Origin of the sequence: Micromonospora reichwaldensis, from assembly GCF_031845925.1 — a bacterium.
Lineage (GTDB): Bacteria > Actinomycetota > Actinomycetes > Mycobacteriales > Micromonosporaceae > Micromonospora > Micromonospora reichwaldensis.
The window spans coordinates 1-11,618 of sequence record NZ_JAVRFL010000007.1 but is presented as its reverse complement, the minus strand read 5'-3'; the positions used below and the strand labels follow the sequence as shown (position 1 = coordinate 11,618).

The following is an 11,618-nucleotide window of genomic DNA, read 5'->3' as shown; positions in this document are numbered from 1 at the left end:
TCCCGCTCATCCGAACGGAGACGAGCCCCTGCACCCTCCACCATGGCTCGTTCCACTCTGGGTCGTTCTGGAGGAGGCACCACCGAATGTTCACACGTCCACCCACGAGGCGCTGGGCCAGATCACTGGTCAGCGCCGGCGCGGCGATGATCCTCGCCGCCACAGGCCTGGCCGCGACAGGGTCAGGCGCACAGGCCTCCCCGTCCGACAAGATCCGACCGGAACTCACGAAGGCACTCCAGGGCAAGACGGAGGGCGACTTCTGGATCCGCTTCAAGGACAAGGCGGACCTCAGCCAGGCCGCCGCCATCAAGGACTGGGCCAAGCGCGGTACCGCCGTCGCCGACGCCCTGAAGAAGACCGCCGCCGGCAGCCAGTCCAAGATCCGGGCCGAGCTCGACGGCACGGGCACGAAGTACGAGACCTTCTGGGCGACCAACGCGATCAAGGTCAGCGGCGGCTCCCTGACGATGGCGCAGAGCTTCGCCGCACACGCCGAGGTCGAGGGCCTGTACGCCCCGGTCGCCTACAAGGTGCCCGAGGTCTCCGAGGGCACCGACGAGAAGACGGTGAACGCCCTCGAGTGGGGCATCGCGAACATCAACGCCGACGACGTCTGGTCCCAGTACGGTGCCAAGGGCGCCGGCATCACGGTGGCCAACATCGACACCGGGGTCCAGTTCGACCACCCCGCGCTGGTGAACTCCTACCGGGGCAACAACGGCGACGGCACGTTCGACCACAACTACAACTGGTACCGCGCCACCGGCTCCTGCGCCGCGCCCTGTGACACCAACGGCCACGGCACGCACACGATGGGCACGATGGCCGGCTCCGCCGGTGCGAACCAGATCGGCGTCGCACCCGACGTGAAGTGGATCGCGGCCAACGGCTGCTGCCCGAGCGATGCGGCGCTGGTCACCTCCGGCCAGTGGATGCTCGAGCCGACGGACCTCAACGGCCAGAACCCGGACGCGAGCAAGCGCCCGAACATCATCAACAACTCGTGGGGAACCACGCTGCCCTCCAACGACCCGTTCATGGAGGACGTGACGCTGGCCTGGACCGCGTCGGGCATCTTCGGCGTCTGGTCCAACGGCAACAGCGGATCGGCCTGCCAGACCAGCGGCTCACCGGGCAGCCTGGTCAGCAACTACTCCGCCGGCGCCTACGACGTCAACAACAACATCGCCAGCTTCTCCTCCCGCGGCGCCGGCCAGAACGGCGAGATCAAGCCCAACATCGCGGCGCCCGGGGTGAACGTCCGGTCGAGCATTCCGGGTGGCGGCTACGCCAGCTACAACGGCACCTCGATGGCCGCCCCGCACCTCGCGGGCGCGATCGCGCTGCTGTGGTCCGCCGCACCGGCGCTCGTCGGCGACGTCAACGCCACCCGCGCGCTGCTGGACGACTCGGCGACCGACAAGGCCGACACCCAGTGCGGCGGCACGACCGACGACAACAACGTGTTCGGCGAGGGCCGCCTGGACGCGCTCGCGCTGCTCAGCGCCGCCCCGATCGGCGACACCGGCACCCTGGCCGGCAAGGTCACGGACGCGACCACCGGCGCCCCGATCGCCGGCGCCACGGTGACCCTGACCGGCGCGGCGGACCGCGAACTGACCACCGGGGCCGACGGCACGTACTCGTCCCTGCTCCCGGCCGGCGACTACCAGGTCGCCGTGGCGGCGTTCGGCTACCAGGCGAAGACCACGCCGGCCACGGTCGCCCGCAACGCGACCACGACCGTCGACGTGGCGCTGACGGCGGTGCCGAGCGTCACCGTCAGCGGAACCGTCACCGACGGCTCCGGGCACGGCTGGCCGCTCTACGCCAAGGTGACGGTGCAGGGTCAGTCGGGCGTGTCCGACTACACCACCCCCGTCAACGGCCGCTACAGCCTCAAGCTGCCGGCCGGCGCCACCTACGACCTGAAGGTCGAGGCGCAGTACCCGGGCTACCAGACGGTGACCAAGCAGGTCGTGGTCGGCGCGGGTAACGCCACGGCCAACGTGGCGGTGCCGGTGCAGACCAACGCCTGCACGACCGCACCCGGCTACCGCTTCGGCTCCGACGGCGAGTACGAGACCTTTGACGGCAGCACCGTGCCGGCCGGCTGGTCCGTGGTGGACCACGCCGCCAGCGGCCAGGTCTGGAAGTTCACGGACGACGGCGCCCGGGGCAACCTGACCGGCGGCACCGGCAACTTCGCGATCGTCGACAGCGACGAGTACGGCTCCGGCGGCAAGCAGGACACCTCGCTCGTCAGCCCCGTCGTCGACCTGACCGGCGTCACCGCACCGGTCATCCGGTTCAACCAGGACTACAACTGGCTGGGCAGCGACCGCGCCGACGTCGACCTCAGCCTCGACGGCGGGACCACGTGGACCAACGTGCTCCGGCAGGCGGCCGACGTCCGCGGCCCGAAGGTGACCGAGGTCGCCATCCCGCAGGCGGCCGGCCAGGCCCAGGCGCGGGTCCGGTTCCGCTACTACGACGCCTCGTACGAGTGGTGGTGGTCGATCGACAACGTCCTGATCGGCAGCCAGCTCACCTGCACGCCGGTCGACGGCGGCCTGGTGCTCGGCCACGTCCGCGACAAGAACGACAACGGCTACGTCAACGGCGCCACCGTCACCAGCGACGACCGGCCGGCGGAGAAGGCCACCACCGTGGCGACCCCGGACGACCCGGGGCTGGCGGACGGCTTCTACTGGCTGTTCTCGACGCTGACGGACACCCACAAGTTCACCGCCCGGGCCGGCAACTACGTCAGCCAGAGCAAGCAGGTCGACGTCCAGGCCGACTGGGCCACGGCGGCGAACTTCCAGCTCGCGGCTGGCCGCCTGTCGGTCAAGCCGGCCCAGGTCACCGGCACGGCCCGGATGCCCAGCGGCAAGGTCACCAAGGCGTTCACGGTGACGAACACCGGCGGGGCCCCGGTCTCCGTCGAGTTCAGTGAGCGCGCTGGCGGGTTCGAGCTGCTGCGGGCCGACGGGTCCCGGATGAGCAAGCAGGAGGTGCTCGGCTCCGAGGGCGCACCGGTGCAGCGGCTCGAGGTCCCGACCTCGTTCGCGGCGAGGACGTCCGGCAAGTCGACGGCGGCGGCGTCGCCCGAGGCCGGCCCGCAGGCCGCGCCCTGGACCGACATCGCCAACTACCCGGCCGTGGTGATGGACAACCGGGTGGTCAACCTGGGCGGCAAGGTGTACTCCATCGCCGGCGGCACCGGCTCGGTGTCCTCGGCGAAGAACTACGCCTACGATCCGGTCGCGCAGACCTGGACCGCGATCGCCGATCTGCCCGGCGCGCGTACCGCCATGACGGTGGGCGTCCTGGACGGCAAGATCATCGCGACCGGCGGCTGGGCGGCGGCCGGCCCGGACGGCACCACCTGGTCGTACGACCCGGCGGCCAACACCTGGACGGAGAAGGCCGACAACCCCGCGCCGCGCTCCGCCGCCGGCCAGGCGGTCGCGGGTGGCAAGCTGTACGCCATCGGTGGCTGCACCACGGCGTCCTGCACGCCGATGTCCAACGACGTCGTGCGGTACGACCCGGCCAGCGACAGCTGGGAGACCCTGGCGGACTACCCGAAGTCGGTGGCCTTCCTCTCCTGCGGCGGGATCGACGGCGTCGTCTACTGCACCGGAGGCAACGACGGCTCCGCGGCGCAGAAGGCGAGCTACGCCTTCGACCCGGGCGCCAACACCTGGACGGCCATCGCCGACGCGCCGGCCGACAACTGGGCCAGCTCGTTCGCCGTGGCCAACGGGAAGTTCCTGGTCGTCGGCGGCTCGCAGGGTGGCGCCATCACCAACGTGGGCTTCGCCTACGACCCGGCCACCTCCTCGTGGTCGAGCCTGCCGAACGCCAACACGGCGCGGTACCGCGGCGGCGCGGCGTGCGGCTTCTACAAGGTCGGCGGCTCCTCCGGCGGCTTCACCGCGACGCGGGACAGCGAGGCGCTGCCCGGCTTCGAGGAGTGCGCCGTCAGCACCGCCGACGTCAGCTGGATGACGATCGACAAGACGGCGGCCACCCTGGCGCCGGGCGAGGCCGTCACGGTCAACGTCGGCATGACGGCGAACGTGGACCAGCCCGGCACCTACACCGCCTCGGTCGCCATCAAGGAGAACACCCCGTACACGGTCGAGCCGGTCGCGGTCACGATGAACGTGCTGCAGCCGACGACCTGGGGCAAGCTGACGGGCACGGTCACCGGGACGAGCTGCCAGGGTGCCAGCTCGCCGCTCTCCGGTGCCACCGTCCAGGTCGACTCGTGGGCGATGTCCTGGACGTTCTCCACGGACGCCGAGGGCAAGTACGCCTACTGGCTGGACCGTCGGAACAACCCGTTGACGATGATCGTCGCCAAGGACAACTGGAAGCCCCAGACCCGGCAGACGAGGATCAACACCACCACCCCCACGGTGGAGGACTTCGCGTTGTCTCCCGTGCGCTGCTGACGCCGACCGTCAGCTGACAGATCCGGCCCGCCTGGTTGCGACCAGGCGGGCCGGACCGCGTCGGAGGGCCTCGGAGGAGGCCGTACGGGTCAGATCGACGTCGGAAGGCATCGAAGAGGCCGGACGGGTCAGATCGACGCGAGACGGAAGCCGACCCCGCGGACCGCGTGGATCGACGCCGAGGCGTCCAGCCGCGCCAGCTTGCGACGCACCCTGCGCACCACCGAGTGCATGTCGGAGCCCCGCCCGAGGTGCACGTTGCCCCAGACCTCGAGGTGCAGCCGCTCGTAGGTCCAGACCTGCCCGGGCGCGCCGACCAGGCACCGCAGGAAGTCATGCTCCAGGCGGGTCAACTCGACCTCGCGGTCCAGCCAGCGCAGCACCCGGCGGTCGGAGTCGACGCTCAGGTCGGTCGGCGGCGGTGTCCCGACGCCCAGCCCGGGCTCGGCCGTCACGACGGCTTCGGCCGTCACGACGGGTCCGGCTGCCACTGGTCCGGCCGTCACGACCGGTTCGGCCGTCACGACGGGTCCGGCTGCCACTGGTCCAGCCGTCACGACCGGTTCGGCCGTCGCGACGCGTCGGTCCGTCACGAGGGGCACGGGCGGCAGCACCGGTGTGCCGGGCACGCCGAGGAACGTGCGCGCCTGGTCGACGCTCGAGACGATCAGAAGCGCCTCGGTCCCACCGAGCAGACGCGCGAGCTGCCTGCGTTCGGCCGGCGAGGAGGCGATGCCGATGACCAGCGGAGCCACCCCCCTCATTCCCACCCCTTCCGGTTCCCCACCCACCCCGGGGGCAGATTCAGCCGCGACGCCGATCAATCGGTCCACTGACCCTAGTGGTGGCTCGTCTCGCTTCGGTTAAAAACGGTGACGCGTAGGCGTCGATAAATTGACTGAATTCGGCGGGCCGAGTCGGGTCGTGGCCCTTCATGGTGGCTTGACCCTGTTCGGCGCGATGTGTTCTCCGGACGCGCGGTTTCGGCGACCGACAATGGCCCCGCAGGTGCGATGGGAAACCCCGCGTCGGGCCCGGCGAATCGTCACGCCTCGGCCGGCGCCGCCGGCGATTCTGACAATCCGGCCGACGCTGCCGCGCCCGGCCGAGCGCTGGTGGCACGGGCGACGCGGGCCGGGGCGCGCGCCGTGGCCCGGTCAGGCGCGGGCAGGCGACCAGCCGACGGGAACGAGCCGGGCGGCGTCGGCGCCCTCGCCCTGGAAGAGCAACCCGTCCCGGTCCGCGGCCACGATCCGGTCGACGTAGACGCCCCGACCCTGGCTGGAGGCGTCGGTGGTGCTGCTGAAGCGCAGGTGGGTCGCCCGGTCGGGCAACTCGACCGAGACCTGCCACCAGACCCGGCCGCCGTGGCCGGTGACCGTACCGTCACTGCTCCACCGCCGGTCGGCGTGGCGCAGCAGCAGCCGTCCCGGAGCCCACGTCGCTCCGCCGTCGGTGGAGACCTCGAAGCGGGCGCTGTCGAAGCGGGGCTCGGTGTCGTACCAGAGCAGGAAGCTCGCCGTGCCACCCTGCGCCGGCCGGCGCAGCGGGGCCGTGAGGGTGACGGCCGCGAGGTCGCGCGGGTCGGCCCGCCACGCCTCGCGGGACCGGGGTCGCACCGGCATCGCCTCGGCGAGATCGCGCGCGACGGCGCGCCGGGCGACGTTGTTGCTGCCCCAGCCGCGGTCGGGGTGCACGCGGTTGCTGAGCAGGATGACGAACGAGTGGGAGAGCGGGTCGACGACGATCGACGTCCCGGTGAAGCCGGTGTGCCCGAACGCCACCGGGGAGGAGAGCCCCATCATGTACCAGTGCTTGTCGAGCTCGAAGCCCAGCCCGCGATCGCTCTCGGGGTAGGCCTGCTCCAGCGGGGCGTTGTAGTTGACCAGCATCGCGCGCACCGTGTCCGCGCGCAGGATGCGTCGCCCCCGGTACTCGCCGCCGTTGAGCAGGGACTGGCAGAGCACGGCCAGGTCCGGCGCGGTGGAGAACACCCCCGCGTGCCCGGCGACGCCGCCGAGCGACCACGCGTTCTCGTCGTGCACCTCACCCCAGACCATGCCCCGTCCGGCGTACGGCTGGTACTCGGTGGCGGCGATCCGCGACCGCCGCTGCGGCCCCGGGTTGTAGCCGGTGTCGGTCATGCCCAGCGGGGCCGTGACGCCGTCCGCGACGAGCGCGTCCAGCGGGCGGCCGGTCACCCGTTCCACCAGCACGCCCAGCGCGATCAGCCCGAGGTCGGAGTACACGTACCGGGTACCGGGCTCCGCGCCGGTCGCGAGCGGCGCGGCGAGCGCGGCGGCGAACCGCTCCGCCGGCGTCGGGTACCTGCTCCACAGGGGAACGAAGGCGGGCAGACCCGAGGTGTGGGTGAGCAGCATCCGTACGGTGACCGCCGCCTTGCCGCCGGCGGCGAACTCCGGGACGTAGCGGGCGACCGGCGCGTCGAGGTTCACCCGTCCCCGCTCGACCTGCTGCATGGTCACGATGGTCGTGAACAGCTTCGACACCGACGCCAGGTCGAAGATGGTGTCGGGCCGCATCGGGATCTGCTCGTCGGCGGGGAGTTCCACCCCTGCCAGCCCGGGCGGCGGGCCGACGGCGGCGTACCTCACCGCGGCACCCACCGCGGCGTGCTGCACGACCACGCCGTCCTTGGCCGCCAGGACCACGGCGCCCGCGTACGCGGGATGGCCGGGGTGGTCCGGCGTCGGCTCGAGGTACGCCGCCAGGTCGGCGGGCATGCGGTCCACGGGCTCGGGGAGCAGACCGACCTGGCGGGCGTGGCCGGACCGCAGCGTGTCGTGCCGGAAGTGGATGTCGGCGGGCGTGACGACCGGCGGCGCCGAGCCGGCCGGCGGCGGCGTGGCCCCGGCCGCCGTGGCCGGCAGCGCCGCGCCCAGGACGGCCACGGTCAGGCCGATCGCGAGTGGTCGGAGCGCGGGTGGGCGGAGCGACGACATGGTGGGTTGCCTCCTACCAGCTCATGCCGTGGCCGTAGGGGTAGAGCACGGTGCCCGCGCCCTCGGCCGTGGGGATCGTGACGGGTAGCCGCCCACGGGGGGACAACTCGCCGTGCAGCGCGCGGACGAGGGCGTCCATCGCCGCCCGCGTGTACGAGTAGGTCGCCAGGTAGGTGGTCACGCCCGGCAGGTACGCGACGTCGTAGGGGTCCCGCACCGCGACCACCACCACGGGCTTGCCCGTGCCGAGCAGCGCGGCGACGAGACGCCGCTGGGTGCCGCGCGGATCGGTGACGGTCGTGTCCCACGCCTTGTTGGTCAGCACGACGGTGAGGTCGTGCCCGGCCGCCAGCGCGGCCGTCGCGGCGATCGTCTGATCCGAGGGCAGGGTCGCGGGCCGGGCGGTGGCCCGGGCGCCGCGGGCGGTGAACCCGTCGGCGACGGTCTCGACCGGCGCGAAGGCGGCGCTGTTCCAGCCGGTGACCAGCACCGAGCGCTGCCCGGGGTCCAGCGGCAGCAGCCCCGCGTCGTTGCGCACGGCGGTGAGGGTCGGGTCGGTGACCCGCGCGACGGCGGCGAGGTGCTCGGGCGCCCCGACCGTGCGTACGGCCTGCTCGACGTCGACCAGCGGCGACCGGGCGAGGCCCTGCCGGTACTTCATGGCGAGGATGCGCCGCACCGACTCGTCGACGCGCCGCTCGGTCAGCTCGCCGGTGGCGACGGCCCGCAGCACCGCGTCCCGGGCCAGCCGCAGGTCCGGCGGCATCAGGAGCTGGTCGGCGCCGGCCTTGAGCGCCAGCACGGGCACCCGGTCGTCGCCGTACTTGCGCCGCACGCCGGCCATGTTCAGCGCGTCGGTGACGATGACTCCCCGGAAACCGAGCTCGCCGCGCAGCACGCCGGTGAGGATCGTCGGCGACAGCGTCGCCGGGTCGCCGGAGGGGTCGAGCGCGGGGACCACGATGTGCGCCGTCATGATCGATTCGACGCCCGCGTCGATCGCCCGCCGGAACGGCGGCGCGTCGATCCGGTCCCACTCCTGTCGGGTGTGGTCGATGACCGGCAGGTCGGTGTGGCTGTCCGTGGCCGTGTCGCCGTGGCCGGGGAAGTGCTTCGCCACCGCGGTCACGCCGGCGCCGTCCTGGAACCCGGCGACCTGGGCGGCGGTCAGCTCGGACACCAGGTGGGGGTCGGCGCCGAAGGACCGTACGCCGATCACCGGGTTGCCGGGGTCGACGTTGACGTCGGCGATCGGCGCGTACGGCTGGTGGATGCCGACCGCGCGCAGCTCGCGTCCGGTGATCTTCGCGGCCTCGCGCGCGGCGGCGGGGGACCGCCCGGCGCCCAGGGCCATCGACCCGGGGAACTGCGCGGCGGGGGCGGGCATCCGCAGCACCACGCCCTGCTCCTGGTCGGTGGAGACGAGCAGGGGCACCCGCCCCTTCGCGCCGTCGCCGACGGCGGCCCGCTGCAATCCGTTGGAGAGGGTGGCGATCTGGCGCGGGCTGTCCAGGTTGTGCGACCACGAGAAGTAGCAGACGCCGCCGAGGTGGAACTCGTCGACGACCTCGGCCGGCGTCTCGACGCCGAACGCCGCGCGGTTGGCGGCGCGGTCGGCGGCCGAGGGCTCGGTGGCGTCGGCGCCGTAGACGTAGGTGGCGAAGAGTTGGCCGACCTTCTGCGCCAGGCTCATGTGCCGCAGCGTCGAGGTGACCCAGCCGTGCTCGCCGCCCGGCGGGCGTGCGGGCGCGGCGGAGGCCTGGACGGGCAGCGGTGCGAGGGTGGTCGACAGGGTGACCACCAGGACGGTCGCGGTAACGAGTCGGGCCTTCATCGACGACGACCTCTCAGTCCGGATGGCTGAAACTTAGCTACGCATCGATGAATCGTCAAGAAGGATTGCTACAGGCCGGGCCGAACTCCGGCGTGGCCGGCGGCACGGCGAAGGGTGCGACCGGACACCTTTCCCGCGACGCGGCGGAACCCGCAGGGCGCCGGTGGTGTCATCAACGTGTCCCCATCGGAGGTACCCCTGAACGACGAAGACCTGGTCACCCGCGCCCGGGCGGGCGACCTGGAGGCGTACGAACTCCTGGTCGCCCGGCACACCGCGTCCGCGTACCGGACGGCGGTGCTGCTCGGCGCGGGTCCGGACGCGGAGGACGTCATCCAGGAGGCGTTCGTGAAGGGACATCGGAAGATCTCCCGCTACCGCGGAGAGTCGTCGTTCCGGTCGTGGCTGCTGGCGATCGTGGCCAACGAGACCCGCAACCTGCACCGGTCACGCGGCCGACGCGACGGGCTCGCCCTGCGCGCGGCCGTGGCGAACCCGCCCGCGGAGATCGGCGAGGACGCCGCCGTCGAGGCCGTCCTGGCCGGGGAACGCCGGGCCACCCTGGTGCGGGCCCTGCGCTCGCTGCCGGTGAAGGACCGTGAGGTGATCGTGTGTCGGTTCTTCCTCGACCTCAGCGAGGACGAGACCGTCACCATGCTGGGCTGGCCGCGCGGCACGGTGAAGTCGCGGACCTCCCGGGCACTGGCGAAGCTCCGCGGCCTGCTCGACCTCGCGGAGGTGCGCCGTGGATGACCTCGAACGCGAACTGCGCGACCTCGCCGCCTGGCTGGAGACGCCCGACCCGCCCGACGTGACCGCCCGGGTACGCGCCCGCCTCGCCACGCCCGCGCCGAGGCGACGCCGGTGGCGCCACCTCGTCGCCGCGGCACTCGCCGCCCTGGTCGTGGCGACGCTGCCGCCGGGGCGCGCCGCCCTCGCCGACGCCGCCGCCGGGCTGCTGCGCTTCGCCGGCATCACGGTCGCCACGACGCCCGATCCGGCGCGACCCACCGGCACCGCCTCGCCGCTGCCGGCGCAGCGGCCCGCCACCGTGGCCGAGGCGCAGCGGAAGGTGCGCTTCCCCGTCCGTACCCCGACGAAGCTGGGCCCGCCCGAGCAGGTGCTGGTCGCCGACCCCGACGGCGCGGGCTTCTGCCGGGTGGCGACGCTGCTCTACCGCGGGGGAGCGCTGCGCATCGACGCCTTCGACGGCCGTCTCGACCTGGCCTTCCACAAGGAGAGCAGCGCGGCGGGCGCCAGCTGGGTCCAGGTCGACGGCGGCTTCGCCGTCTGGATCGGCGCCCCGCACCCGGTCTCCTACGTGGATCGCACCGGCACCGTCCGGGTGGAGACCGCGCGGCTCGCCGCCGCCACCCTGATCTGGCAGGGGCGCGATGTCAGCTACCGCATCGAGGGCGACCTCACCAGGCACGAGGCGATCGAGATCGCCAGGTCGCTGGGGTAGGGCGGTCGCGCCGACCCGGGGGCCCAGCGACCCGCAGGCCCGGGTCGGGAACCCGGGGAAGCCGGCCGGTGTCCCGACAGTGAGAAAGCACGAGCAGGTCGTCGGGAGGCGTGAGATGGGTTCAGCGCGCAGCGTGTTGCTGGGGGCAGCGGTCCTGCTGGCGGGGTGTACGACAGCGGGGCGACCCGCCCCACAGGCCGCGTCTCCGGCTGCCCCGCAGACCGCCTCCACGGCCGCCCCGCAGACCGCCTCTTCCGCCGTGACGGCGTCGGCGGGCGCGGCCTCGGGTGCCACCGGCTGCGGTTCCCGGGTCGCGACGGGGCCGCTGCCCGACTGGGCGGACGCCGGGTTCAGCGGGAGCACCCGGACGCCGCACGTCCTCGGCGCGCACGGCGAGATCGTCGCGGTGCTGTTCGGACACCCGCTGAGCCGGTCCAGGAAGCACGGGACGCACAACAAGATCCTCTGGGTCGCCCGTCCCGCCGCGACGCCCCCCGCCGCGACCGCCCCGGACGCCCTGCGGATCACCGCGACCCTGGCCGGCACCGGAACCCGGGTGACCCGGGAGGTCGCCGGCGGTCCGGGGCCGTCGATCGTCGACCTGCCGCAGGCGGGCTGCTGGCACCTCGAACTGCGCTGGGCCGGGCGCACCGACGTGCTGGACCTCGTCTACGAGGACAGCTAGGCCCACGGGTCGCCGACGTGCCGGGGCGGCGGACGCCGCTCCCACTCGTCCGCGACCACCAGTTCCACGGTCGGGGCCGGCGAAGGTGGTGCCGGTGGAGGTGGAGACGTAGACGTCGTTGAGGGTGCCGTGGGTGAAGGTGACGATGTCGTCGCGTCCGTCGCCGGTGAAGTCCGTGGGCGAGCCCGCCAGATACCGGCCA

Annotated in this window: 7 protein-coding genes; 4 read left to right on the top strand and 3 right to left on the bottom strand. The window is 72.9% G+C overall.

The annotated features are described in order from the left end of the window. Window positions 1–86 precede the first annotated feature (86 nt). On the top strand, window positions 87–4,469 hold the full coding sequence (locus RM555_RS07610; protein WP_311411046.1) for a S8 family serine peptidase: 4,383 nt from the start codon (window positions 87–89) through the stop codon (window positions 4,467–4,469). Window positions 4,470–4,597: 128 nt separating this feature from the next. Here the strand turns inward: RM555_RS07610 and RM555_RS07605 are convergent, their stop codons facing one another. The 3 genes from RM555_RS07605 to RM555_RS07595 form a co-directional block, all read right to left on the bottom strand. Beyond that, entirely contained in the window at window positions 4,598–5,293 is a 696-nt protein-coding gene (locus RM555_RS07605) for a winged helix-turn-helix domain-containing protein (protein WP_311411045.1), read from the bottom strand. Window positions 5,294–5,626: 333 nt separating this feature from the next. After that, a complete protein-coding gene (locus RM555_RS07600; protein ID WP_311411044.1) occupies window positions 5,627–7,432 on the bottom strand; it encodes a serine hydrolase domain-containing protein in 1,806 nt (601 codons plus the stop codon). 13 nt (window positions 7,433–7,445) lie between these two features. Beyond that, window positions 7,446–9,266, bottom strand: a complete 1,821-nt coding sequence (locus tag RM555_RS07595; RefSeq protein WP_311411043.1) for a glycoside hydrolase family 3 protein — start codon at window positions 9,264–9,266, stop codon at window positions 7,446–7,448. Window positions 9,267–9,443: 177 nt separating this feature from the next. On the opposite strand from RM555_RS07595, the gene RM555_RS07590 reads away from it, so the two are divergent. The 3 genes from RM555_RS07590 to RM555_RS07580 all read left to right on the top strand — a co-directional run bounded on the left by RM555_RS07590 (window position 9,444) and on the right by RM555_RS07580 (window position 11,416). Beyond that, window positions 9,444–10,019: an RNA polymerase sigma factor gene (locus RM555_RS07590; protein ID WP_311411042.1), complete on the top strand. Its 576-nt coding sequence runs from the start codon at window positions 9,444–9,446 to the stop codon at window positions 10,017–10,019. Then, complete coding sequence (locus tag RM555_RS07585; protein ID WP_311411041.1) at window positions 10,012–10,731, top strand: hypothetical protein; 720 nt, start codon at window positions 10,012–10,014, stop codon at window positions 10,729–10,731. Before RM555_RS07590 ends, RM555_RS07585 begins: the two co-directional genes overlap by 8 nt. A gap of 259 nt (window positions 10,732–10,990) precedes the next feature. Further along, entirely contained in the window at window positions 10,991–11,416 is a 426-nt protein-coding gene (locus RM555_RS07580; protein WP_311411040.1) for a hypothetical protein, read from the top strand. Window positions 11,417–11,618: the final 202 nt, after the last annotated feature.

What these genes read in the sequence shown, in the direction of transcription:
- RM555_RS07610 (WP_311411046.1), top strand. Translation starts at nt 87, where the DNA reads ATGTTCACACGTCCACCCACGAGGCGCTGGGCCAGATCACTGGTCAGC.
- RM555_RS07600 (WP_311411044.1), bottom strand. Translation starts at nt 7,432, where the DNA reads ATGTCGTCGCTCCGCCCACCCGCGCTCCGACCACTCGCGATCGGCCTG.
- RM555_RS07595 (WP_311411043.1), bottom strand. Translation starts at nt 9,266, where the DNA reads ATGAAGGCCCGACTCGTTACCGCGACCGTCCTGGTGGTCACCCTGTCG.